The 23676-nt window shown below is 68.5% G+C and carries 21 protein-coding genes, 1 tRNA gene and 8 pseudogenes; 19 read left to right on the plus strand and 11 right to left on the minus strand.

What is annotated here, in order from left to right:
- Nucleotides 1-29: 29 nt before the first annotated feature.
- A complete protein-coding gene (locus tag OIC96_RS47410) occupies nucleotides 30-509 on the minus strand; it encodes a VOC family protein (RefSeq protein ID WP_330301870.1) in 480 nt (159 codons plus the stop codon).
- 306 nt (nucleotides 510-815) lie between these two features.
- Between OIC96_RS47410 and OIC96_RS47415 the strand changes: the two are divergent.
- The 6 genes and pseudogenes from OIC96_RS47415 to OIC96_RS47440 form a co-directional block, all read left to right on the plus strand.
- A pseudogene (locus OIC96_RS47415) lies at nucleotides 816-1047 on the plus strand (transposase family protein); the annotation flags it as partial.
- A gap of 1054 nt (nucleotides 1048-2101) precedes the next feature.
- A complete protein-coding gene (locus OIC96_RS47420) occupies nucleotides 2102-2671 on the plus strand; it encodes a hypothetical protein (protein WP_330301869.1) in 570 nt (189 codons plus the stop codon).
- A 43-nt stretch (nucleotides 2672-2714) separates the two neighbouring features.
- Nucleotides 2715-2857: pseudogene (locus OIC96_RS47425) on the plus strand (IS5/IS1182 family transposase); the annotation flags it as partial.
- A gap of 288 nt (nucleotides 2858-3145) precedes the next feature.
- Nucleotides 3146-3824 (plus strand): annotated as a pseudogene (locus OIC96_RS47430) (SWIM zinc finger family protein); the annotation flags it as partial.
- 142 nt (nucleotides 3825-3966) lie between these two features.
- Nucleotides 3967-4935, plus strand: coding sequence for a hypothetical protein (locus OIC96_RS47435; RefSeq protein ID WP_330301868.1), 969 nt, complete (start codon nucleotides 3967-3969; stop codon nucleotides 4933-4935).
- Nucleotides 4936-5125: 190 nt separating this feature from the next.
- Nucleotides 5126-5482: a transposase family protein gene (locus OIC96_RS47440; RefSeq protein WP_330301867.1), complete on the plus strand. Its 357-nt coding sequence runs from the start codon at nucleotides 5126-5128 to the stop codon at nucleotides 5480-5482.
- Between the two features lie 303 nt (nucleotides 5483-5785).
- On the opposite strand, the gene OIC96_RS47445 is transcribed toward OIC96_RS47440, so the two are convergent.
- Both OIC96_RS47445 and OIC96_RS47450 read right to left on the minus strand, forming a co-directional pair.
- Nucleotides 5786-6811: a hypothetical protein gene (locus OIC96_RS47445; RefSeq protein ID WP_330301866.1), complete on the minus strand. Its 1026-nt coding sequence runs from the start codon at nucleotides 6809-6811 to the stop codon at nucleotides 5786-5788.
- Between the two features lie 98 nt (nucleotides 6812-6909).
- Nucleotides 6910-7683: an alpha/beta hydrolase gene (locus OIC96_RS47450; protein ID WP_330462156.1), complete on the minus strand. Its 774-nt coding sequence runs from the start codon at nucleotides 7681-7683 to the stop codon at nucleotides 6910-6912.
- A gap of 31 nt (nucleotides 7684-7714) precedes the next feature.
- Between OIC96_RS47450 and OIC96_RS47455 the strand changes: the two are divergent.
- Nucleotides 7715-7990, plus strand: a pseudogene (locus tag OIC96_RS47455) (IS256 family transposase); the annotation flags it as partial.
- A 124-nt stretch (nucleotides 7991-8114) separates the two neighbouring features.
- On the opposite strand, the gene OIC96_RS47460 reads toward OIC96_RS47455, so the two are convergent.
- Nucleotides 8115-9092: a hypothetical protein gene (locus tag OIC96_RS47460; RefSeq protein ID WP_330301864.1), complete on the minus strand. Its 978-nt coding sequence runs from the start codon at nucleotides 9090-9092 to the stop codon at nucleotides 8115-8117.
- Between the two features lie 373 nt (nucleotides 9093-9465).
- Here OIC96_RS47460 and OIC96_RS47465 point away from each other — a divergent pair, with 373 nt between their 5' ends.
- A complete protein-coding gene (locus tag OIC96_RS47465; RefSeq protein WP_330301863.1) occupies nucleotides 9466-10002 on the plus strand; it encodes a hypothetical protein in 537 nt (178 codons plus the stop codon).
- Between the two features lie 192 nt (nucleotides 10003-10194).
- On the opposite strand, the gene OIC96_RS47470 is transcribed toward OIC96_RS47465, so the two are convergent.
- Both OIC96_RS47470 and OIC96_RS47475 read right to left on the minus strand, forming a co-directional pair.
- Nucleotides 10195-10491, minus strand: a complete 297-nt coding sequence (locus OIC96_RS47470) for a hypothetical protein (RefSeq protein ID WP_330301862.1) — start codon at nucleotides 10489-10491, stop codon at nucleotides 10195-10197.
- Nucleotides 10492-10722: 231 nt separating this feature from the next.
- Nucleotides 10723-10796: transfer RNA gene (locus tag OIC96_RS47475), tRNA-Met, on the minus strand.
- Nucleotides 10797-10897: 101 nt separating this feature from the next.
- On the opposite strand from OIC96_RS47475, the gene OIC96_RS47480 reads away from it, so the two are divergent.
- Nucleotides 10898-11440 carry a DUF3592 domain-containing protein gene (locus tag OIC96_RS47480; RefSeq protein WP_330301861.1) on the plus strand — a complete coding sequence of 181 codons (543 nt, stop codon included), beginning with the start codon at nucleotides 10898-10900 and terminating at the stop codon, nucleotides 11438-11440.
- Nucleotides 11441-11671: 231 nt separating this feature from the next.
- Here OIC96_RS47480 and OIC96_RS47485 read toward each other — a convergent pair whose 3' ends face one another.
- The gene (locus OIC96_RS47485; RefSeq protein ID WP_330301860.1) at nucleotides 11672-12043 is read right to left on the minus strand and encodes a PP2C family protein-serine/threonine phosphatase; all 372 of its coding nucleotides are present in this window, start codon (nucleotides 12041-12043) and stop codon (nucleotides 11672-11674) included.
- Between the two features lie 334 nt (nucleotides 12044-12377).
- Here OIC96_RS47485 and OIC96_RS47490 point away from each other — a divergent pair, with 334 nt between their 5' ends.
- The 7 genes and pseudogenes from OIC96_RS47490 (at nucleotide 12378) to OIC96_RS47520 (ending at nucleotide 19156) form a co-directional block, all read left to right on the plus strand.
- Entirely contained in the window at nucleotides 12378-13034 is a 657-nt protein-coding gene (locus OIC96_RS47490) for a hypothetical protein (RefSeq protein ID WP_330301859.1), read from the plus strand.
- A 583-nt stretch (nucleotides 13035-13617) separates the two neighbouring features.
- Nucleotides 13618-14115 (plus strand): transposase family protein, encoded by a 498-nt coding sequence (locus tag OIC96_RS47495; protein ID WP_330301858.1) that lies wholly within the window; start codon nucleotides 13618-13620, stop codon nucleotides 14113-14115.
- Between the two features lie 21 nt (nucleotides 14116-14136).
- Nucleotides 14137-14640 (plus strand): annotated as a pseudogene (locus OIC96_RS47500) (ISL3 family transposase); the annotation flags it as partial.
- Between the two features lie 527 nt (nucleotides 14641-15167).
- Nucleotides 15168-15611: a hypothetical protein gene (locus OIC96_RS47505; protein WP_330301683.1), complete on the plus strand. Its 444-nt coding sequence runs from the start codon at nucleotides 15168-15170 to the stop codon at nucleotides 15609-15611.
- Nucleotides 15612-15767: 156 nt separating this feature from the next.
- Entirely contained in the window at nucleotides 15768-16232 is a 465-nt protein-coding gene (locus OIC96_RS47510; protein WP_330301682.1) for a helix-turn-helix domain-containing protein, read from the plus strand.
- Between the two features lie 214 nt (nucleotides 16233-16446).
- Complete coding sequence (locus tag OIC96_RS47515) at nucleotides 16447-17034, plus strand: hypothetical protein (protein WP_330301857.1); 588 nt, start codon at nucleotides 16447-16449, stop codon at nucleotides 17032-17034.
- Nucleotides 17035-17257: 223 nt separating this feature from the next.
- Complete coding sequence (locus OIC96_RS47520; RefSeq protein ID WP_330301856.1) at nucleotides 17258-19156, plus strand: xanthine dehydrogenase family protein molybdopterin-binding subunit; 1899 nt, start codon at nucleotides 17258-17260, stop codon at nucleotides 19154-19156.
- A gap of 42 nt (nucleotides 19157-19198) precedes the next feature.
- Here the strand turns inward: OIC96_RS47520 and OIC96_RS47525 are convergent, their stop codons facing one another.
- Entirely contained in the window at nucleotides 19199-19477 is a 279-nt protein-coding gene (locus OIC96_RS47525) for a hypothetical protein (protein ID WP_330301855.1), read from the minus strand.
- 139 nt (nucleotides 19478-19616) lie between these two features.
- Between OIC96_RS47525 and OIC96_RS47530 the strand changes: the two are divergent.
- Nucleotides 19617-19958, plus strand: a pseudogene (locus OIC96_RS47530) (transposase); the annotation flags it as partial.
- A gap of 41 nt (nucleotides 19959-19999) precedes the next feature.
- On the opposite strand, the pseudogene OIC96_RS50045 reads toward OIC96_RS47530, so the two are convergent.
- Nucleotides 20000-20150: pseudogene (locus tag OIC96_RS50045) on the minus strand (transposase); the annotation flags it as partial.
- A gap of 692 nt (nucleotides 20151-20842) precedes the next feature.
- Here OIC96_RS50045 and OIC96_RS47535 point away from each other — a divergent pair.
- Nucleotides 20843-21829 (plus strand): serine/threonine-protein kinase, encoded by a 987-nt coding sequence (locus tag OIC96_RS47535; RefSeq protein WP_330301854.1) that lies wholly within the window; start codon nucleotides 20843-20845, stop codon nucleotides 21827-21829.
- 700 nt (nucleotides 21830-22529) lie between these two features.
- Here the strand turns inward: OIC96_RS47535 and OIC96_RS47540 are convergent.
- The gene (locus OIC96_RS47540; RefSeq protein ID WP_330301853.1) at nucleotides 22530-22679 is read right to left on the minus strand and encodes a hypothetical protein; all 150 of its coding nucleotides are present in this window, start codon (nucleotides 22677-22679) and stop codon (nucleotides 22530-22532) included.
- A gap of 275 nt (nucleotides 22680-22954) precedes the next feature.
- Here OIC96_RS47540 and OIC96_RS47545 point away from each other — a divergent pair, with 275 nt between their 5' ends.
- Nucleotides 22955-23215: a hypothetical protein gene (locus tag OIC96_RS47545; protein WP_330301852.1), complete on the plus strand. Its 261-nt coding sequence runs from the start codon at nucleotides 22955-22957 to the stop codon at nucleotides 23213-23215.
- Nucleotides 23216-23271: 56 nt separating this feature from the next.
- On the opposite strand, the pseudogene OIC96_RS47550 reads toward OIC96_RS47545, so the two are convergent.
- Nucleotides 23272-23676, minus strand: a pseudogene (locus tag OIC96_RS47550) (RNA-guided endonuclease InsQ/TnpB family protein); the annotation flags it as partial.

Here is a 23676-nt window from a genome sequence, read left to right on the forward strand (position 1 = left end):
CAAGTCCACGGCAAAAGCCTCCTGACTCGTCATCGTCCAGATAGCCGCTCCTGCACCTCTTGCAACAACCACCCGTTTCCGTCCGGGTCGCTGAAGGAGGCGTAGGAGGCGTAGCTGCGGCCGTCTGGATCGCGGCCGTTGACCCGTACTTCAGCGCCGGTGTCGTAGACCTTGTGGAAGATCTTGCTTACCTCAACACCGCGGCTGGCGAGGTCGGCGTGGGCTTTGTCGAGGTCGAAGACCACGAGGTAGCCCTCCGCGGATCCGGGCGCCGCGGAGTTGACCCCGCGACCGAAGATGATCGAGCATTCCGACCCAGGCGGCGTCAGCTGAACGATCCGGAATTCTGGGCCGGCCTCGAAGTCCGCATCGAGCCGCCATCCCAGGCTCTGGTAGAAGCGCAGGGCACGGTCGACGTCAGCGACGGGGATAATGTGGACCTCGATCTTCATATCCACGGTCGGCTCTTTGACGCCGCCCTGTGCGCGGTCCTGCTCTTGAGTGCTCATAGCGTTCTCCTGCGCCCGATGCCCAGAATTCTATGAGGCCGGGCCAACGTGGCCGCGTAGCTCTGGCGGCCGAGCGGCTCAGTGTTGACGCGCCGCCGCGCGAGGGCATTTGTCGTCGGTCGGGCACGGGCCTACCGGAGGATGCGGAAGGCAGTGCGTAACTTTTCCACGAGGAGTTCCGGCTGCTCCCAGGCGGCGAAGTGCCCGTCCTTGGGCATTTTGTTGCAGTGTCAACCCCGTGCCACCTACATCTCCACGTTAGACCGATGAGGTACACGATGCACCCGGGAAAAACCCCAGGGCGTGTCCTACATCGGTGTCGGCGCGTGGATGACTACACCGGCCAGACGGCCGGCGGGAGGCGAATTTGACGCTCACCCAACAGACTGTCAACCGGGCGCTGTCGAGGGCGCGGGCCCCGGTCGAGGGTGGAGTCGCCCGTCTGAAGCCCTGGCGGATCTTCCGCAGAGCGCGGTGCAGTCCGAATCGAATGACGTCAATCGCAGCAGCGGTCCTCACCCTGGAGCGGCAACGCTGAAAGACCTCACTGATCAGGCGCGCTGCTCGCTGGACCAAAGTCGCGGTGCGCTTCTCCGATAGCCCAAGCAACGACGCCCTTTCCCCCGGGTGAGCCCCGGGGGCCGTTGGCCTCGTACACCTTCGCAGCCAGACCTGCTGTCCCGTCTCTGGAGACGTGGCCAGCGATCAAACCGTGACCTGCTGTTGGACAGGTCCGGTGAGACTCGGCTCCGGGGTTTGTCACATGGGGCGTGGCAAACGACGAGTTGGTTGAGAAGTCTCAGCTACTTGGCCGTGACCGCGCACGGGTGACGCGAAGCAGATCTTGCAGGCAGGTGCCAGCGGGTCACCTCTCGCCTCGAGCGGTCTTGTCCCGTCTCATTAGATCTTGCAGAGGCGGGGCCGTTGACCTGCGGGGTGACAGATTGAACCGGGACTGGGTGGGGGAATGACAAGGCGTCGCAGAAGACCCGCGGGCGGTGCCGATGGTGCGTCTCATTGATCATGGCGAGGGCGATGCCGCCTGAACAGGGCCTTGTCAGGATGGCGAGACGCTCGACGCCCGGGTTCGCAGTGGAGATGGCAGTTTCCTGGTCAGAGGCCGCAGCCGTGACGCGCTCAGGAACGATGTCGCCGCTGACGATCCTGAAGCTGCCGACGGGCGGTCGACCAAACGATCTCGAACTCATTGGCCGACAACCACTGTGGGTCGTGCCGCTCCCACTCGCCCTCAGCGTCCTACTTGATCGGCCCGTCGGCGACGGACTTGCACCGCTTGCTGACGACACGCCGCCCCTCGCGCGGGTGAATCCCTCGCCCGCAGCTTCCCTTGGTTCCCTCTTGCGGGTGACGGGGTGTCAGGGCCGCTCCCTACCGTCCACACTGTGACGAGTTCGAAGCGCCTCGATGGCGCTCGCTGCCCAAGGCGGTGTTCATGAGCCTGACTTCAGGACCCGGGGTGGGCGGTGTCAGCCAGTGACCTTGGCGCTTGCGTTCGACGCCCGCCCCGGGAAGAGTTTCATCCGGCGGACGCTCATCGGGGCGATGTCGTGTGAGCTGGGGCGGGGCAGAGGATGTGCGTACTGGATGTGGCGGCCAAAGAGGCTGCCGTTGCTCAGTTCCTGCGCGAGTATCCGCAGATAGAGCAAGCTGAATGCGACCATCCAGCGCTTGTGGGCTGCGCCGAGGCCGCCTGGTCGCAGGCTCCCGGTTGTCCTGCTGGGATCCCGGTCCTGCTCCGTGGTCTCCTCGATCAGGCTGCTGGTCCCGAGGCCCTGCGCGTACTGGGCAACGTCTTGATGGACAGTGGCTTTCACGTGAGCGCGGTGATGTCGACTGCCCTGCCCTTCTTGATTCGCCTGGCAGCCGTCCCTGACATCGCGGTGCGCCCTGGCCTGGTCGACCTCTTGGTCGTTGCCGCCGAGCTGTCTCAACCCGTCGTCGCGGACAACGAACGCCAGGTGCTGCTGCTCGGCAACGACTGCGATCACCTGGAACGCGAATGGTGCAGGGCCGAGTTCGCCGCACACGCCCCTGCGCTGCGCGCGTTGCTGGAGGACGAGACCCTTCCGGACGGACTGATCAGCGCAGACGACCGCGAGTGCCTGCTCAAGGCTGTGGAACTGCAGGGAGACCTCTCCTGAATACCGCAGGCCCGCGCTTGTGAGGCCGTGTAACTATCTCGCAGTGACTGGTGTGATCACGGCGTCGGAGCGGTCCTGGATAGTCCCGTCACTGGGCTGAGCCCACGTCAGTTCAGCAAAGTCATCACCGCGTTGCGGCGCGTAGGCGTGGATCCAGTGCGCAAGGGCCTGCCCTGGAGCCTGCCTCGCCGGATACGTCTCGCTCACGTTCGGCGTCGGCCGCCCAGATCAGCGAGCGCTGCCCGAACGGGTCTCCGCCGCTCGCGTCGGGCGAGCTCTGCGTGCGCTCTCCTGCTCGATTACGGCAGGAGCAGTCGGAAATCGGCTCTCTCGCGCTCATGCCTGGCTTCGTTCGCTTTCAGCGACAGCGTTTGTCGGTGAGTTCCAGGCTCTGGCACAGATCTTGGGGAGTGGTCGCGGAGGGTCACCACGGCGTTCGACGCTCCGGCAGCAGCACCCTCAGTAAAGAACGGTGCGGCTCGCGCCGCCCGAGAACAGGCACCGGCTCCGTTCCCGGGCGTACGCCACGGACGTCCTCGCCCGACACCAACTCCCGCCTCTCCCTGCGCCGTTGCCCGTGCCTCCGCACCCCGAGCAGCCCCCGGTCTACCCGGCGACGCCCGGCGGCCCCGACTCCTTCGCGCTGGACCAGCTGGCGACCGACGCAGCCGCCCGCGCCCACGCCCTGCTCAGCACCGGCCGCGATCCGGTGGCGGAGCTGACGCTGTGGCAGGACGCGGTCCGGCTCGCCGCCGCCCGCCCCGGTTCCGGCCTCACCGCCGGCTCCCGCTCGCTCTACACCTCGCTCGCCTCCGCCGCCGACCGCACCCCCGCCGAACTGGCCCGCGCGGTCGCGGCCTGGCGGCAGGGCGGCATCGAAGGGCTCGCCGTTCTCGAGGAGCCCTGGGACCCGCCGGCCAGACGCTTCGCCCGCGCCCGCCCGCTCCTCCTCGCCGCCGACCTGCAGGCCTTCCGCCCTTGGCGCAACCACCTCACCCACCCCCGCGGCCATGTCCAACTCCGCCTGGACCGGGACGGGTTGTGGTACCCGTACGAGTCGGAACCGGGCCACGACGACTGGTGGCCCCGCGGCACCCCCGACCTCGATCCGGTCTGCGCCCTGACCGGCCTCGGCGCTTCGCCGGAGCGCTGACGGGTGTGCATGTATGTGGCGCGACGGGCAAGGCGACGCGACCGGCAATGAGCGCGGCCTCTGTCACCCGATGTGCCACTACACTGCGCCGTGGCACCACAGGACACACACAGCAACTGGCCGAAAGCGAACGGGGAGCGGCGTGGCTACGGGGGGATGGGGGCCGGGAAACGGCCCGGGTCAGCCTGGCGGCAACAGACCGGGAGGTCAGGGCGGCTGGGGCGCTCCCTACGGACCACCGCAGGGCGGCCCGTACGGTCCGCCACCACCGAATCCGGGCCCGTACCCGAACCAGCCTCCGTACCCCTACGGCCCCCAGCCCACGAGGCCCGCCGTCCGGCGTTCCCGCGGCTGCCTGTCGTACGTCTCACCCTTCGGGCTCGTCTCCGCGATCCTGCGCTCCGCGCACCGCGTCGCCACCAGGCTCTTCGCGCAGGAGGGTGAAGGCCGGATCGTGGACCGCGCCGTGGACCGCGTCCAGCTGGCCCGCACGGTGCTCGGTGCCGCCGCCACCATCGCACTGATCCTCGCCTACAACGTGGACCGGAACCGCTGGGAGGACGCGGCGTGGAGCGGCGTCGCCAACCTCATCGCCGCTCCGTTCGTGCTGATCATCGCTGCGCCCCTGGTCATCCTCGGATTCATCTACTACGCGCCCCCGCACCTGCGGCCGCATCTGCGCTCGCGGCTGCGCGCTCCGCTCAAGGCGGTCGGCTGGTACGTGCTGACGTTGGTCGTCATCGGCGGAATCCTCGTCCTTACGGCCCTGACCGTCGACGACCGCGACGGGAAGAGCTGGTGGGAATACGTACTGGCCGTCGCCGCGCTCATCGTGATCGTGTGGGGTTTTCCCTTCTTCTTCATGGCGTCGCTGTACTCGGCCCGCAGTGCCTTCAACAGCGCCCAGGTCCACCCGCTGCTGCCGCCCGTCCTCACCCTGGCGCTGGTGTGGGTGTTTGCGGTCTTCAACCTGATCGGCGACGGCATGCCGGGGGGCCCGCCCATCGTCCAGTTCTGCTCCACGCTGGGCGGGCCGCTGTCGGTGACCGCCGTCTCGCTGTGGGAACTGCGGCGGATGAGGACCCGTTTCGGCGTCACCCTGCGCGCCTGATCCGGCTTCGGCGGGCCCCGCTCCCCGGTGAAGCGCGGACCTTCGGTGAAGGGGGTGCGAGGGTTTCGCCAGCTCTGGCCCAATTCCTGTGGTCGCGTGCGCAGGGTGACTCTTGATCTTCGTGTGATGTCGGTTGAGTTCGCCCGAAAATCGCCGGGCTGGATGGTGGTGTGGTCGACAGTCCTTCGCCGTGAACGAAGTGCTGTCGCAGCTGGATGAGCTGCTGTTCTCCTCGGCCGAGGGCGTGGTGGTGGACTCGGTTGAGGTGACCGACACGGTCGTCCGGGTCGAGGCTCGGACGACCGTCAAGCGGGCGGCCTGTCCGGGGTGCGGATGTCGGTCAGGCCGAGTACATGGCTCCTACCTGCGGTTTCCCCGTGACCTGCCGACAGCGGGCAAATTCGTCGTGGTGTCGCTACGTGTCCCGGTCAGCAGGAACACCCTGTTGTGGCTGATCGCCTCGCTTCCGGACCCCGCCACCGCCGCACCCCGCGTGGTCGGCGTCGATGAATACGCTCCGCTCAGCTGGTCCCTGCAGGCGGGCTGAATGGTTGATCGGAACGCGCTGAACCGGCCGTGGCCGAGGATTGCTGCCGCCGGGTACATGCCGTGACGATGGACGACTGGAGCCGTGCCGCGCTCAGCGGGCACGGCTCCAGGTTGCGGCGCATGAATGGATCACCAAGCCGCGCTGACAGACTCCAGTCCGTCGCCGACAACGGGGTTCGTGCACCCCGCTCAACAAGTCGGCTCGGGACCCGGAACCGCCCGAGGCGCCACCGATCAAGGCAGCGCGGAGGTCCCGGACCAGCGGCCCGGGGCGAGTACCGCCGCTCGCGCCGGCCGGTCGTCAGCTCAGGCTCTGGGCCCGGCGGCGGCGCACAATGACGAGCATGCCCGCACCCGTGACCACCGCCGCGGCAGCCACGCCCGTGATCGGTAGCGCCGAGGACCCGGTCTCTGCCAGGTTGCCGCCATTCGCCGTCGTCCCGTCGTCGCCGGTCGACGACGAGCCGCCGGCCGATCCGCCCGAGCCACTGGTCGAGCTGCCCGTCGAGCCCCCACCCGAGACGTCCAGCGTGATGTAGGCCTTGTCGTTGGCCTTGTTGGGGTCGAACGGCCGCGCCTCGGTATTCAGCGCCACCGAGCCCTTGGCGTCCGCCACCCGCTTGTCGATCTTCAGCTCGAAGGTGTAGGTCTCTCGGCCGCCCTCGTTGAGAGCCCGCTGACTCGTGCCGCAGTCGTACGCCTCACCCTTGGCCTTGCAGAACCCGGGAGTCTTGGCGACCGACGTTCCGGCAGGAGGCGTGATCATGACCCTGGCGGACCGGTCCTCCACCTTGGCCATGACCCAGGCGGGCCCGGCGTTGGTGAACTCCACCTTCATCGTCACCGTTTCACCGACGCTCCCCTTCAACGCGGCACCCGTCACCTGGTAGTCGGCCGTGTTGACGGAGGTGACGGGCACATCGACGACTCGCGCGGACCCCTCGCCCCCGACCTGTCCCTCGACCAGTTTCACCGCCGGTGCGGTTCCCACCACCGGCGGAGTGCCGTTATCGTCCGCCCCCGGATCGTCGTCCCCGACACGCAGGCGCAGCTCGTCGTTGAGCGCGCGGTCCAGTGCCTTGACACGGAAAGGCCTCTCGGGCGTGTAGACGACGCCCGGCTCCACCGCCTGGTCGAACGCGCACACCGCGGTCCACCTCTCGGGCATCTCGTCGTAGGACCGGACCTGCTGTGTTCGGCAGTTGGAGGGAACCTCCGCGAGGTCGAGTCCCCGGGTGACGGAGTAGGAGACCCACACCTTCTCGGCGGCTCCGGTGCCCTTGTTCGCCACGGTGACCGGCAGATCGAAGATGCTCCCCGGTCTCACCCCGTCGATCGGCTCGATGCCTCCGATGACATGGAGAGAACCTCTGTTGGAACGCGGGCAAACGGACGGTGTTTTCCAGGAGAACAGCCCTTCGATCGCTAGACTCCTGCCGATCCCGAACAGTTGCACGTCCTGTGCCTCCTCCGCCTTGCGATCGCACCCATCGGACGCCGTGAGTCCCGCCCCGATGCCAGCACCGATTGCCAGTGCGAGGTCGTCGGAGAAGGATCGGCTGCCCGCCGGCTGAGCCACTGAGTCCCGCCAACCGACGTACGCACCATGACCACTTCCTGGTCGCCCCGGCCCACCGTGCACCGACCGCTCGTCCCGTGTGCGTGTCCGTGCTCTGCCTTCGGAAAGGAGATCAGGCGTACGTCGTCGCCCGCGGCGGCTAACTTGTCGTACAGCAGGCGACTCTGGTGGTAGGGAACGATGGCGTGCTGCTCGCCGTGCAGGATCAGGAACGGCGGGGTGCGCTGGTCGCCGATGTAGGTGAGCGGGTTCGCGGCGGCGACCTTGCCGGGACAGGCCGTGATGGTGCAGCCGAGCAGCCCCGATTCAGGGGAGCGGGCGTCGGAGTGACAGTTGGTCAGCCCGAACGCCGCGGTGAACGCCGTGCAGTTGTCCGGCATGTGCGCGTCCATCTGCAGGAAGTCGGTCGGCGAGTGGAACGGCACGGTCGCCTGGCCGGTGCTGGAGGGTCCACGTGTGCCGACGTCGCCCTCCAGCGCCGGGATGTCACCGGTGACCGCGGCCATCGCCGTGGTCCAGCCGTCGGACGAGTCACCCATGATCGCGATGCGATCCGGGTCGAGGTGGTACGTCGCCGAGTTGGCGCACAGCCAGCGGATGGCGCCTTTGATGTCGTACAACTGGGCCGGGAACTGCGCCTGCCCGCTGGAGCTGCTGGCGTTCTTCGGCTTCCCGGCCGAGCACGGGATCCACTTGCGGACCACGAACCCGATCGAGTCCACCTTCGCCACCGTCCGTCTGCGGACCAACGTCACCCGCGGCGCCGGATCCCGCACCGCCGCCCTGGCCATGGTCTTCGAACTCGTCGAGTCCGCCCAGCAGCGGTGGCGGGCGGTGAACGCGCCCCACCTCGTCGCCCTCGTCCGTGCCGGAGCCCGCTTCGAACGCGGCCGGCTCGTCGAACGCCCATCGGCGGTCGCGGTGTGAGTACCCTCGCGGCCCAGGCCATCAGCACTAGCGGCTGGACCTGCTGCCGCTGCACGTCGCGCATGCCGAGGAGATGGCCGCGGTGCTGTCCGATCTGGCCCACGTGGAGCCGATGAGGTGGTGGTCAGTCAACCTCCGCCCCTGCGACCAGCTCATCGAGCGCCGTACGCAGCGCGGCCAGTTCGGCCGGGTTGGGATCGGCTAGTTCGTGCGGCACCAGCGCAGCGGGGGTCACCACGGGGGCGGTGCCCTCCGGACCAGACACGGCCGTGGCGCGGGCAAGCAACGCGCCGTTGTCGGGCGGCGGGGTGCTGAGGCCGTCGCCGAGCCTCCGCAGTGCGGCCGCGAGCGGGGGCTGAGGGAAGGGGAAGTCCGCGGAGAGCAGCCCGGCCTGCTGGGTGTGGTCGTCGCCGCGGAAGTCCAGGACCCAGTTCTCCCAGCCCGGCAACGGCCAGTTGTGAATGCCGGCCACGGTCTGCACTGCCCAGAGCGAGACGGCGCGGGCCTGCGGGTCAAAATGGACGCCGCCGTACGGCATGTCTGTGAGCGGAGGCGTGTTCGGCGACGCAACGAGCAGGTCGATCAGGCCGGGGCCGTCGGCGACGTGCTCGATGGGCTCCCGACCGCTGCCCCACGCGCGAACGCTTCCGTCGGGCAGGCACAGGGAGACGACGGACCAGGGCTCGGTGTTCTCGGTGTCCGCGAACCAGGAAGGTTCGAAGGTCTCGAACCAGCCCGGCGGACGGGTCAGGTCCCTGCCGAGGCCCAGGTGGTGGGTCAGATCGCCCATGCCGTCGTGCGCGAAGCGGACGTCCCAGCCGGGCCATGTCCGGGCCAGTACGGCGCGGGCGGCGAGGTGGTCGGCCCAGCTGTCCGCGAAGGCAAACCAGAGCAGGATCCGGCGATCGTGGTCGACCAGTGCGGCGCCCTCGCACCACACGTCGTCGAGCCATTCGTCGATCTCCCGGTTGCCGCGGAAGCAGCGTGTCGCCACGGCCGGACCGGGCAGCAGATCGTCAACTACCCGGTTGGCGGCCCAGTGCGAGTAGTACCGCTGCCAGGCGCCGTTCTCGACCACCACGTACTGCGCTCGTGCTCCCATGACCGGCGAGGTTAGCGCCGCTGGGCGACGGGCGACGAACGCTTTTCAGGCGGCCAGCTCGGGCTGGTCGCCTGCGACTCGGTGAGCGGCTTGCTGGTGGTCTCCTGTCTGGCCGGGCCTCCTACTGTGTGAGCGCAGCACGCGTCCGTCGAGGATGGTTGGTCGAGTTCCACGAGATGTAGCAGAGCAAAGCGTCGAATTCAGCTCGCCCACAACTCTTGACTATGGCTCTGCGATGCGGAGGCCGGGACCTACCTCTGTAGCGGAGGACGGGCTACGATCCCGCCATGCCGATCAAGGGTGGGGATCTGGCGCGTGCCTACGGGCTTTCGACCGCGCCCTCGGAGGTCAACGACCTCCGACTAGATCGCAGATGTTCGCAGCGAGGCGGCCACTCGTTGTGTGGCTTGTGGCAGGGATTTTCTTCTGGGGCCTCTTCCTCCTCGTCTTCGAGGGCGACGTTCTGCCAGCGTTGGGCACGGGCGTGGTGCTCGGCGGATGGCTTGGGATGTTCACCCGGTTCGAGAGAGGCCGTCAGCGCCGTCTCGTGCGCCTGGGAGTCTGGGACGGTGTCCACGCCTACTCAATTGGCGAGACCCGCGCCATAACCAAGCGGCGGATCTACGGCGAGAACCTACGCCCCCTGTGTGAGGTGTTGGCGCACTTCGCCGAGCACGACTTCGCGGACTCCGAATGGGAGGTCGTCGAGACGGCCCTGCCGGAAACGGACATCGAGCGTGATGCGTGGTACAGCCACCGGCTGACCGGCCGACGCACGTTCACCGTGCGGATCGCGGCTGTGCCAAATTCGAGAGACGCCTTCGTCGAGATCTACGGGGTGTTGGGCGGCCGCGGAAAGTTCCTGTTCGCAGGGGTGCTGTATGTGTTCGGCAAGTATCGCGTGAGCTGATCTTCTTTCGAGCCACGTCACGACGAGGGAAACGTCGCCCGAACAGGGTCCTCGCCCGGGCTGGCGTTCACCTCTGGTCCGGCCAGCCAAGCGTGACCGCCCTCCTTGGCCAATTACTGCCCCAGCAAAGTGAACTGGGCCGCGCTCAAAACGACAACGGCTGCCTCGATGAGCTGAGTTGTCTATAGGTGATCAGGCAACAGGCGAGTTTGAGGAACGCTCCGTGGCCCCGGCCGGGCTGAGGGCGGCACTTATCACGGCGCCCTGCATGAGCTTGTCGCGCAGCAGTCGGCTGCGGTCGAGTTCGGCGGCGAGCTCTACCGCGATGAGCCTTGCGTCGGCGGCCCGCTCGATCAGGTCCCGGAGTGGTTTGTTGACGGCCAGACGCTCGGCAAGGACGTGCTCCAGGGCGAACAGGGAATGCGTGACGGCGACGGTGGCAGGTTGTTCACCGGAGCAGTCTTGTCGTCTGAAGGCTGTCAGTGCCATCGGATTGGCTCGGGGCGGTTAGCGACCCGCTGCCGCACGCATGTCGCCACTGGCCCGGTCCAACCTCAAAGAAGAAGATCAGTACCTGTTTGCGATCCCGATGGTGAGTAGTCCAACTGCGGTGCCCACAGCGCAGTTCGACCCGTCCGAGGCGCGTGCTGAAATGCCGCGTGCCCCGGGGCTGGACACGCCTGAGGGGCCAGCACATCGTGCTGGCCCCTCAGGCTTCAGTAGCGGGGACAGGATTTGAACCTGCGACCTCTGGGTTATGAGCCCAGCGAGCTACCGAGCTGCTCCACCCCGCGTCGTATGGCTCCACCCTACGCCAACTATCCCGGCCCCGAGACCATGATCGCCTGCCCGCCGCGAGGGGCGTCGGCGGGGACGCACACCGTCGGGGGAGTGGATGAGGAACTGGGAGAAGTCGCTGTCCGTCCTGGAGGCGCTGCGCGAGCGGGGGCAGGCAGGCTGCCACAGCCGCCCCATTCGCAACCGTCAGCCCCGCGCACGCGTCGCACCACACATGGAACGCGAATGGCTCTTCTTGCTCATCCCGCTGACGATCGGCGCGGTCTTCCTCAGCTTCGGCGTGTACGGACTCCGCCGCGCCCGCGCGCTCCGTCGTACAGGTGTCACCGCACAGGGTTGGATCGTCCGCCACGATGTCAGGCGAGACGACGAAGGTGCCACGTTTTACCACCCGGTCGCAGCCTGGACGACCCGGGACGGCCGCGAGTGCGAGTACGCATCCCGGTTTGGCCGCGGTTCCGTCGCAGGCGGCTTCGGCGTGGGGACCTCTGTCATGGTCCGATACGATCCGGAAGATCCCCGCCGGTTTGCGATCCCGGGCTGGGACATAGCGGCGATCGACATGCTGTTCACCGTGTTGGGGTCGGTGTTCACCGTGGGCACGTTGGTGGTGCTGCTCGTCCGACTACTCACTCTCTGACCGCAGCCGACTCTCATTTTCCACGGCGGCAGCACCTCCGCACCGAGTGATCCGGGCCGCCACCATTGCTGGCTCCGTGTCGCGGGGCCGTAGTCAGTCAACCAGCCTTCGATGAGACGGAGGCCCAGCGATCAGCCTTCGGTGAGACCGCTCAACCTCGGCGCGATAGGACACCCGTGTTCTGTCGTAGCGAAGGTTGACCGTTTCTCATCGAAGGTTGAGCGGGGAGGGTCATTCATTTCCGTCGCGCTGGCGAGCGGCGAGGATCGCGACGTCGTCCTCGTACGCACCGTTCGCCAGGCGGGCCAGGAACGTGTCGAGCATGTCGTCGAGAGGGCCGTTCGCTGGCAGGCTCACCGTCTCAAGCGCCTGCACCGAGATGTCGATGTCTGTGCCGCGTCGTTCCACCAGGCCGTCCCTGTAGAGCAGCAGAGTGGTGCGGCGGTCCATTCGTACGGTGAGCGATTCGTAGCCACCGAGTCCAGTGCCGATGGGCGGGCCGGCCGGGAGCCACAAGACCTCGATGCCGCCGTCCGGTCGCACGGCAGCGGGCGGCAGATGCCCGGCGCTGGCCGTCGTACAGGTGCCCGCACCGGGATCCATGACCGCGTATCACACACACTCACCACGTGGCACCACCACTGGGCAACCGGCGAAGCCGTCTGGCATCTGCCTCAACGGCGCGCCACAGCACGGCCCGGTGAGCATGGACCGCACTGACTGCGGTCCATGGATGACAGTGCGGGTGAGTGCAAGACATCGCCCGAGCGGAACAACTGGCTCCGCCCGCCCGTACTATCGCTACACGCGGGCAGCCCACAGCAATCGCGGCCCACCGATGACTTCATCATCGCCAGCGGATTCACTGCCCGGCCCTGGCGCCAGCTCTGCGGGGCTACTTCAGCCCGCGGCCGCGAACCGAGGAAAGGTCGGCATCATGCCTGACACTCAGGCCCCCACCACCGAACTGACATCGCAGTACTCGGCCCAGGTGGCCAACGACCTTGAGCGCAACGCCAAGGAGCAGGAACGCATCAATGCGGACATCGACGCGCTGCAGGAACAACTGCGCGCCCTGCGGCACGACCACACCGTGCTGACCAACATGCAAAAGGCACTCGGCTCTGCGGACACAGCCACGCAGCCCGCCGCCGAAGAGACAGCAGCACCCTCAGTGCCCCGGCAGAAGACCGACACCGAACCCGGTGCCGGCAAGCGGGCACGGGCGAAAAAGACCCCCGCTGTGCAAGATGGCAAGGTAGCCAGGAAGCCTGCCTCCAAGAAGCCCGCAGCCGTGCCCGAAGCGACGGCCGCGAAGGCGGCCCAGCTCACCCTCGTCGAGCTCATCCGCCGCCACCTCACCGATCAGAGCGAACCCCGCTCTGCCGCCGAAATCGCCACCGCACTCGGCCAGGCCCATCCCGACCGAACCATCAAGGCCACCGTTGTGCGCACCACGGTCGAAGGACTCGTCGCCAAGAGCCATGCCCAGCGCACCAAGCAAGGCTCCTCCGTCTACTACACCGCCACCGACACCCCGGAACCGACCGCACCCGTAGCGACCCCGGCCGACGCCCGGCCTGAGACGAACTGACCGCCAGGCCAGTCAGTTTACTTCGGACGGCCGACAGCGGTTCGTACAGGTGTAAAGAGCCTCAAACAGAATGGGATCCGACCCACTACTGCCCGGTACACGTCGCGGTGCACGGCTCGTCAGGATGGTGACCGTGCACAGCGACCGTCACAGACCGTCCCGGGTGAGGGAAAACGGTGCCAGATACGGGCTTGGTTCAGGTCCGGCGACACCGGTCGTGGATCTCTGCCAGGCCTGGAGCAGTCGGCATAGGCGGCGAGCTGGTTTCTCACTGGGGGACGAAGACCACTACCGCCACCAGTACGAGGCCGCCTACGGCGAGCGCTCCGGCCATCCAGGTGGTCAGCCCTGACGGGAAGGGTGGCGCAGCGTCATGGAGAGTCGGGGCGCGCCGAGCAGGACGTGGAGTGTGAAGCGGGTGCGGGTGCGGGTGCGGGCGTGGCGGGTGACGTGGGCAGTCAGTTCGGCGCTCCATTCTTCTTGTCAGCGTGCTCGTTGCCGTGATGGCAGCAGCAGCGTGAGGGTGGCAAGGAGGCGACCCGTGACCGCATAGGAAGACGGTGCAGGTCGACAGTCCTTCGCTGTGAACGAAGTGCTGCCGCAGTTGAGCGAGCTGCTGTTTTCCTCGGTCGGGGGCGTGTTGGTGGAATCGGTCGAGGTGATCGACACGGTCGTCCAGGTCGAGGCCCGTACGACCGCAGGGCGGGCGGCCTGTCCGGGGTGCGGGTGCTGGTCGGGGCGAATACACGGCTCCTACCTGCGATTTCCTCGTGATCTGCCGACGGCGGGCAAGTTCGTCGTGGTGTCGTTGCGGGTGCGGAGGTTCGTCTGCGAGGAGGAATCCTGCGAGCGCATGACCTTCGCCGAGCAAGTACCCGGTCTCACCCGCAGGTTCGGGCGACGGACCGAGCGGCTGCGGTTGACGCTGGTGTCGGTCGGTCTTGCGCTCGCGGGCCGGGCCGGCGCCCGGATGACGGACGCCTTCAAGGTTCCGGTCAGCCAGAACACCCTGTTGAGGTTGATCGCCTCGCTTCCGGACCCCGCCACCGCAGTACCCCGTGTGGTCGGCGTGGACGAGTAGGCCTAGCGCAAGGGCCGTGTCTACGGAACCGTGCTCGTCGATGTCGAGACACGTCGCCCGGTCGACCTCCTTCCCGATCGGGAGGCGGACACGCTCACGGCCTGGCTCGCCGAGCGGCCCGGCATCGAGATCGTCTGCCGTGCCCGGGCGCCCTTCTTCGCCGAAGGCGCCATCCGCGGCGCCCCGCAGGCACTCCAGGTCGCCGACCGATGGCATCTCTGGCACAACCTGGGCGAAGCCGCCGAGAAGTGCGTCTACCGGCACCGTGGCTGCTTGCGTCCCACGCCGCCCAGCCTGAGGAACCGCAGGAAGAGGCGGAGCTCAAGCGCCAGATGTTCGGCCGCGCAGGATTCGAGCTCCTGCGCGCACGAGTCCTGTTGGCGTAACCGAGAGTCACGCGACCACACAACGAGAGCCAGAGCCCGAACTCATCGGCGTAGCCGCCGGAGGCTTCACCGGGGTGTTCGTGTGGATCTGGGAGCAGGTGGGTCTTTCTCTGGCCGGTGTGGTCGCTTCGGCTGGTGAAGGGTTCCTTTGTCGGGCTGCAGGGGCCTTCGCGGTATCGGTCGGGGCCGGGTGGGCCTTCATCGCTGTGGTGCGGCCTGTGGGCGTGGTTATGGGCGGCGGGGCGGGGGTGGGGGTGTGGGTGTTCGCCGGCGGCGTTTTTGTGGGCTTTTACCTGATGTGTGGGGTTTGGTCAAGCCACGACTTGTCGGAGCGTGACGGTGGCGGGTGTGCGGGGCCTACTTGAGGTGCGGGCCTCAACGGAAAGGAAATGAGGCAGTGCGGTGGGGGTGGAAATTCCTCACCGAGGTTGTCCCTTTCTCCGGTCCGCTGGCCATTGTCCAGAATTCCTGGGGCGCGTGATTGGGCCCCTCTGTATTGCTAGGAGAAAAACCATGACTCGTAATGTTCACACCCACAGTGATGTCCGTTCCCGGCGGCGTGGTCTGCGTTTTGCGACGCTTTTCGCTTCGGCCGCAATGATTTCGGGGGGCATTCTCCTTCCGGCGTCCTCCGCGATGGCTGCCCCGATGCCGGCTTCGCATGTTGTGAGCTTTGTTCACGGCGGCGGTGTCGGTGGTGACGGAGGGGATGGCGGGGGCGGCCTCATCGGCGGTGGCGGCGGCTCCGGCGGCTCTGGTGGCGGCAGTGTGCTGGGTGTCGGTGGTGACGGCGGCAAGGGCGGCAACGGCGGCAACGGCGTCCTGTCCGGCGGCGGCGGCGGTGGCGGCGGTGGTGGCGGCGACGGTGTTGTCGGCGGCAACGGCGGCAAGGGAGGCAACGGTGGCACCGGCTTGTTCGGCGGCAACGCCGGCGGTGGCGGTGGTGGCGGTGACGGCGTCCTGAAGGGCGGCAACGGCGGCAAGGGCGGCACCGGCGGCGACGGTGTCTTCCAGGGCGGCAACGGAGGCAAGGGCGGCAAGGGCGGCCTGGGTGGTCTCTTCGGCGGCCTGGGCGGCGGTGGTGGCGCCGGGGGCAGCAGCATCTTCTGACGCTCCCGCGCCGGCAGCCCCGCAATGGGGCTGCGGTGTCCGGGCCCTGGTGGCCCGCCCCGGCGGGGTGGAGGTCGAAGCGGCCTCCACCCCCCCCCCCATCTCCTTCAAATTTTCACCTCGTGTGACATCTCGTGACGGAAACGGAGAACTCTCATGTCCAGAAGGCTTTGGCAGCGTCCCCTCATCCTGGCGGTGGCCTCGGTGGCCCTGGCCACCGGCACTGCGTGCGCCGCGCAGGCGTCGCCGAGTGCCGCGGCGGTCACCGGCCATGTGGCCGTGGCTGACCGGTCCTCCCACTGCGGCAGGGGCGGAGAAGGCGGGGAGGGCGGGAAGGGCGGGGAAGGCGGCAGGGGTGGTGAGCCCGGTCGGCCGGGTGAGCCCGGCAAGCCCGGCACGTCCTGCTTGCGGTTCGGCGATCTGCCCGACAAACCCGCATCGAAGCTCACGATGATCGACAAGATACGGATCGTGATGGCGGTGGAGTCCGGCCAGGCGAAGAAGGCCGAGGTCGCCAAGAAGTACAAGGTCTCGGAGAAGGAGATCGGCACCTGGGTCAAGCAGTTCCGCGACGGTGACTGGGCCGCGCTGACGGGAGTGGACTTCCTCTTCGGCTCCTGAAGGGGCCTTGGCGCCGGGCCGGCCTGCTCGATTGCAGGGCCCGCCCGGTGGCCTCTTCCGTACTGTCCTCGCGGGCGGACCGGGGAGAGGCGGAAATAAGGGAAACCGCGTCACGGACCGGAAGCGGCGGAAAAAGGAAGCCGCGTCACGGGCCGGAAGAGGCGGAAAGGGAATCCGCGTCACGGAAACGAATTCTTCGGGAAGGGAGAATTTCATGCGTATGCGCTCTTGGAAAATCCGTCTCGGTCTCACGGTCTCGGCTGTCCTGGCCGCTGGTCTGGCGGCCGGTGCGCTGGCGCCGGCCGCGATGGCGGCGCCGATGCCGCAGGGGCATGCGGCCGCGGCGCAGGCCGCCCGGGTTCTGCCGGCCGCGGACGGCGGGGGCGCGCAGCCGGGCGGCACTGTGTTCGGTGGCACCGGGGGGTCCAACAACATCAAGGTGGGAGGCGGCAGTGTCCGTATCGGTGACCGGGTGTGCGCGGGCAACTGCAACGGGACGGTCAACGGGACTAGTGGCGCGGGCGGCGGGATCTGTGCCGGGATCTGCAACGGCAGCGCCAACGGCGGCAACGGCACGGCCGGCGGTCCGGGCCAGGCAGGGGCGGACGGCGGGGGCGGCGGGATCTGCGCCGGGATCTGCGGCGGCAGCGCCAACGGCGGCAGCGGCGGCAATGGTGGGGACGCGGTGGGCTCCGGTGACGGCGGCAGGGGCGGCAGGGGCGGCAACGGCGGGATCTGCATCGGCGCGGGCTGCCAGAGCAGCGGCCAGGGCGGGCGCGGCGGCAACGGGGGAGCCGGCTGAGGCCGGGCCGGCCCGTGCCGCCGCCGCACCGGCGACCCGGGCGGCTTGCAGCGTGTGGTGAGGAATGGTCCGGGCCGCACGGGTCTGCCGGTGGGGGCGTGTCGCTCTCGCGGAGGGCTTTGAGCAGGCCCGGTGTCCGGTCGGAGGGCGGGAAGTCTGGGCGGGGGTGTCGTGCCCGGCGCAGGTACACCTGTCGGCGTACTCATGTAAGACCGTGTCCTACATGGTGATCGCTCGTTGGGCTGTTCATGGGGCGGGGCACGTGGAGTTGGATTGTCCGGACGGCTTGTGGGAGCTCGCCAAGCCATTCCTGGACCAGGGTCGCGACCAGGCCTACGAGCCCGAGGCGATCTTCGCGGGCTTCATCCCGGGCCGGAACCAGCGCGGGGACGTGGAGGCGGGCCTGGCCCAGGCCGATGTGCGCATCGACGCCGCGTACACCTACGCAGCCAACAACCACAACCCCATCGAGCCGTCGGCCACCACCGCGACCTGGGACGGCGACCAGCTCACGCTCTACGACGCCACCCAGGGCGTGGCGGCCACCCAGCTCACCGTCGCCGCACTGCTCGGTCTCACCCCGTCGAAGGTCCGCGTCCTGTCCCACTTCGTCGGCGGCAGCTTCGGCTGCAAGGCCATGATCTGGGCCCATCCCGCACTGGCCGCGCTCGCCTCCCGCATGACCGGATGCCCGGTCAGGCTCACCCTCACCCGTGAGCAGATGTTCACCTCGGTCGGGCACCGGGAGGAACAGGAGCAGCGCATCACCCTGGGCGCGACGACGCAGGGGCGGCTGACCGCGCTGCGGCACCACAAACTCTCGCCCACCTCGCACTTCGACGACTGGGCCGAACCCTCTCTGGGCGTGGCCGGCCAGATCTACGCCTGCCCGAACTACGAAGGCGTCTACCGGCTCATCCGCGCCAACACCATGACGCCCACCTTCATGCGGGCCCCCGGCGAGGCCTCGGGCATGTTCGCCCTGGAGTGCGCGATGGACGACCTCGCCCGACAACTGGGCATCGACCCCATCGAACTGCGCCTGCGCAACTACACCGACACGGATCCGAACACCGGCAACCCGTGGTCGAGCACGGGCCTGAAGGAGTGTTACCAGCGCGGCGCAGAGCGCTTTGGCTGGCAGCGCCGCAACCCCGAACCCCGCTCGCACCGCGACGGCCACTGGCTCATCGGCTACGGCATGGCCACAGCCGGCTATCCGGTCTACGGCCCGAACAACCCACAGCGGGCCCGCGCCCGGCTGTACGCCGACGGCACCGCCGTGGTCCAGGCCGCCACGCCCGACTTCGGCACCGGGGTCGCCACGGTGATGACGCAGGTCGCCGCCGACGCGCTGGGCCTGCCCGTCGAGCGGTGCCGCTTCGAGGGCGGTGACACCGCGCTGCCCACCATCGCGTCCGCGGTCGGCTCCTCGGGATCGGGCATGATCAGCGCCGCCGTCCACACCGCGGCCACCCACCTGCGCGACCAGCTCGTCGCCCAGGCCGTCGGCGATGCCCAGTCGCCGCTGCACGGCGCCGATCCCAGCACCGTCGTCGTGCGGGACGGCCGCATGACGCTGCGCGACCAGCCGAGCATCGGGGAGAGTTACGGGGACCTGCTCCACCGCAACTTCCTGCCCGACGTCGAAGCCGCGGGCGCCTGGTCGCCCTCGCACAGCGTCAACAACTACGGGATGATGACGTTCGGCGCCCAGTTCGCCGAGGTCGCCGTCGACCCCGGCCTCGCCCGGGTCCGGCGGATGGTCGGCGCCTTCGCCCCCGGCAGGGTGCTCAACACCAAGACGGCCCGCAGCCAGTTGATGGGCGGCATGCTGTGGGGACTGGGCCAAGCTCTCCTGGAGGCCAACTACATGGACGCGCGGCGCGGCCGCTGGGTCGCCTCCAGCCTGGGTGACTACCTCGTCCCGGTCAACGCCGACGCCCCCGAGGTCGACATCGAACTCATCGAGGTGGAGGACAAGATCGTCAATCCGCTCGGTGTCAAGGGCGTCGGGGAGGTCGGCCAGGTCGGCGCCGCAGCGGCCATCTCCAACGCCATCCACCACGCGACGGGGCGCCGCATCCGCAAGATGCCCAACACGATCGAAGGCCTGCTCTGATCTTGTCTTTTAACCTTGAGGCGCCTGCGAAGCTGGTGGTGTTCAGCGGTGCACGTCCAGGTATGCGTCGTGCTCGGCATAGTGGATGACGGCCTGGCACTTCTGCTGGACGTTCGGCTCGGCCCCATCACGCCAGGATGACCACACTTCGAGAACGTCCTCGGCCAGTTCGACTTCGAGCAGGTAAGTGAGGCCGTGCGGCGGCTCGTCGAGTACTCCCACAGCAGCGTCCGAAATGGCCGTCCAGGGCCTGGCCGCGAAGATGGCTGCTTCAGCGGGCTGGTCATCAAGAGACTGCAGGACATCCAGGAGAGAAGGCATGCGAGAAGTATGCGGCTGGCTTCGAACGGTGTCCCGAACTGAGTCACTCACCTGGGCATTCGCCGGACAGGCGGACGGCCCCGCATGAGCATGCGTTCCCTCACAGAATCGCACTCATACGAAGGCCGCAGGGGTGAGTCTGCTGCACCACGATGCCCGGCGAGACACGTTCGACTTCACGCTGTTCGAGATCACCGACGCGATGCTCTGCGAGAGCGGCCCCGTGACCTCGCCGGTCGGCCTTGTGCTGCTGGCCGAACACCGGCGTGGTCACGGCGCGTTGTACGACGCACTGAACTGCGGCGGCATCGACGCGGACCTAGTGCGGCGGGCCCTGGCCGTGCTGCCGCAGCCCAAGGCCGCCGGCAACCGGCTCGTCCTTGCGGTGGACGTGAGCCACTGGCTGCGTCCCGGCGCCCCGTGCAGTGCGGATCGCCTGTTCTGCCACGTCTACGGATGCAACGGACGCTCCAGCGACCAGCCGCAGCCGACGGCGCATCTGGTCGAGTATCCGCTTGAGCGTGCCGGCCTTCGCCCAGCGGGTGAAATACCCGAAGACGGTGCGCCAGGGGATGCCGAAGTCGGCGGGAAGTGCCCTTCACTTCGCACCGTTGTCGGTGATGTAGCGGATGGCGTCGACCGCGCGGCGTCGGGGCCGCTTCTCCGGGGCACCTCAGCAAGATCCTGTTACGAGCTCTTGGGGGGGGGGCGGGCGGGAGTCGGGGGAAGTGCCTTGAGCAGGGCCCGTTCGATGTTGCTGGTGTGGGAGGGGTGGCGGTGGCGGGGCAGTGGCGTGGCGGTGGCGGGCCGTGACCGGTGGATGGGTCCGGCTGCGGGGCGGTCGCGGTCCGTTGCCCTTCGTGTTCCGGTTTTGCTCCGGGCCGGCCTGGAGCTGAGGGGTGGACTTGATCGCACCTGTCTGTGCCGTGGCGGTGCGGGTGTAGGGGTTGTTCGGGGTCTTCGTCTGGTGCGGGGGAGTGTCCCGGCGGTGACGTTCGCCATCCGGTGGTGGATGGTTTCGGAGAGCGCCCGTTCGTGGCCGGTTCCAGGTCTGCGGCGGGTCATCCGGCATGCGGTATTGCCATCGGGGGCCGGTCTCGCGTGTGGTCGGGTCGGCGCGGCGTCCTTTCCCGGTCCGGGTCCGGGCCTGTGCTGGTGTGGTGTGCGGCCGGTCGGGTGGGTGGTGTGGGCCGCTGGATAGTATTTGTGTATGGATAGGTGGTTTGCCGGTTTCACGGGGTTGGGGCTGCGGGTGCGGGTGCGGGTGCGGGTGCGGGTGGGGTGTGTGTGATGGGTGCGGGACCGGATGTGCCGGGTGCGGGTGCGGGTGCGGGTGCGGGTGCGGGTGGGTCGGAGGGGAAGGAGGTGTATACGGGGCGGGCTTCGGGTTTGGTGGGGGCGCAGATTGCGGGGTACCGGGTGGAGCGTGAGATCGGGCGGGGGGGTATGGCGGTGGTGTATTGCGCGCGGGATCTGCATCTGGACCGCACGGTGGCGCTGAAGCTGCTGGCTCCGGAAATGGTCCGCAATGAGACGTTCCGCCGGCGTTTCACGTATGAATCGCGGGTGGCGGCTGCGATTGACCATCCGCATATTGTGCCGATTTTTGAGGCCGGTGAGACGGATGGTGTCCTGTATATCGCCATGCGTTATGTGCCGGGGCTGGATCTGCGGGCTTTGCTTGACCGGGACGGCCCGTTGCCAGTGGAGACGGCGCTGCGTATTGCGGCTCAGGTGGCGTCGGCGCTTGATGCGGCGCATGAGCATGATCTGGTGCACCGGGATGTCAAGCCCGGGAATATTCTGGTGGCCCGGGGCACGGACAGTGATCATCCCGAGCACGTGTATCTCACGGATTTCGGGCTGACGAAGAAATCGCTGTCGTTGACCGGGTTTACCACGGTGGGCGAGTTCGTCGGCACGCTGGATTATGTGGCACCGGAGCAGATTTCGGGCCGTCCGGTGGACGGCCGGTGTGATCTGTACAGCCTGGCCTGCGTCGTCTACGAGACCCTCGCGGGCGGGCCGCCTTTCCAGCGGGATGACGACATCGCGCTGCTGTGGGCGCATCAGTACGATTCTCCGCCTGCTCTGAGTGAGAGGCGGCCGGGCACTGCGCCGGGGATGGACGATGTGCTGGCCCGGGCGCTGGCGAAGGTTCCCGAGGACCGTTACGGCTCCTGCCTGGAATTCGTGGCGGCTCTGCGCGCCGCTGCGGGGAGTGCCGGCGGGGATGCGCATCCGCCGGCGCGGGCGGGCCGTGGCTCTGCCGGGGCCGCGCAGCCTGCCGGGCTGCCCCCGGAGCCGCCGCTGTGGGCCCGGCCGGTCTTTGCCCGTTCGTCCGGTTACTGAGGTTGCCCGTGTGGTGTCGTGGGGTGTTGACGGGTGCTGCTCCCCGCACTGTGCGCTGCGGTCGGCGGTGGGCTGATGGCAGGGCGGCGGGAGCTCGCGCGGGGGTGGGGCCGGGGGCGGCCGGGCGCCTGGCGCGGGCGGGACGGACACGGTGATCGCCAGGGGCCGGCGGGTTTGCCGCGGTGCGGCAGTGGCGGCGGATCTGGCGGCAGGGCCCTCGCGGGCTGTGGCCCCGGCCTACCCGGCATCCCTGCCTGGGGGGCCGGGCGGGGCCCGGTTCGCATGGCGGGAAGCCGGGCTGGCCGGGGGCCTGTGGTTCATGGCCGGGGCGGCGGGCGGTGGACGTTGCGGCGGATGGAGGCGGCGTCCGGCCGCCGGGTTCTGCACACCCCGGCGCGTCGCCGGCGTCGCCAGGGTGCTGCGGCGGCACGCCTGGTGGTGCCGCGTGCCGGGTGCCGGCCCGGCGGGCGGGGGAAAGCGGCGGCGCAGCGGCCGGGGGAGGGATGTGCGGCCGCAGGGGGAGGGGGCGCGGCGGCGCCCCGCGGTTAGATCGTCCGAGGGAACCGGTGATGCCGCGGGCGTTCGGCTGCCCTGAGACTTCATCACATGTGGCGAGTCTGCTGTGGCAGACGAGTCTTTCTGTCCTGTTCCCCGAAGTGTCGCCGACCGGGCTGCGGATGCCGTTGGCGGCGGGGCTTGATCAGCCGCTTTCCCGGTAGGTCATGAACCAGTGCGTGTCGAAATAGCGGGCCATCGTGTACGGGTGGTGCAGGCCGATGAGGATGCGGCAGACGAACTCCGCGGCTTGGCAGTCGAAGGGGAGGTCCTCGCCGTCGAAGGACCGGACCACGACGGGCCAGCGGTCGGGGTCGTCGCCGTCGGCCCTCCAGCAGTACAGGTCCTCGTGCTCGGTGCCCGCCCATAACCGTCGAAGGCGCCCCTGCCGAACGTCTCGACCATGCGCTTGTAGTCGCTCGGCAGCGCGGTACCCAGGCGCGACTCCACCTCCGCCCAGTCCATGTCCGGCCGCTGGACGGGCTGTGTCCAGCCGGTGATCCGTCTGAGCCGCTCCATCCAGTCGACGTCCTCGTCCCGAGCGACCGCCAAGGGTTTTGGCACCTGTCTGTGAGCGACCACCAGCACCGGACGCTCGGCGTCCTCGGCGTCCCGCGCCGTACCTGTGCCGATCCACTGACCCCCGTACGCCCACGCCCGAATCGTCACGGCCCGGTCTTCGAAGGAGACAAGGAGAGCCGCGCCCCTGGACTCGTCGTCCGTCGGATCGGTGAAGCCGTCGAGGACGAGGGTGCGCGGGGCGCCGTACCTGCTGTCGAGCAGGTCGGTCAGGTCCTGCGGGTCCAGGGGTCGCTGGGCAGGTACATTTGACTCGCTCCTCGGGCTGAAGCCCGAGGATTCTGGCCTTCTCGTCCGTTGCTGTGCCGCTACGCGGCACGGGGTTCGGGCGGGGATCCGTGGCTTCCTGTTTCTTCGCGCTGTGCCGGGACGAGTCCTGGTCTTACCGGCGCTCCGCAGGCTGCAACCGCCAGTCCGGCGGCCGTGTTGACGTTGATCGCGGCGTTGTGGTCCCGGCCATGGAGGGTCCCGCAGGCAGCACAGGTCCATTCCCGGACGTGCAGGGGCTTGGGTCCGTCTTTGATACCGCAGGCCGAACAGACCTGGGAGGTCGGTGTGAACCTGCCGATCTTGACCAGGGTCCGGCCGTACCGGGCCGCCTTGTACTCCAGCATGGTCACGAACGCCGACCATCCGGCGTCGTGGACACTCTTGGCCAGCCTGGTGCGCGCGAGTCCTTTGACCGCCAGGTCCTCCACGCCGATCGCTTGCGA

It is taken from the genome of Streptomyces sp. NBC_00775, from assembly GCF_036347135.1.
Classification (GTDB): Bacteria; Actinomycetota; Actinomycetes; order Streptomycetales; family Streptomycetaceae; genus Streptomyces; species Streptomyces lutosisoli.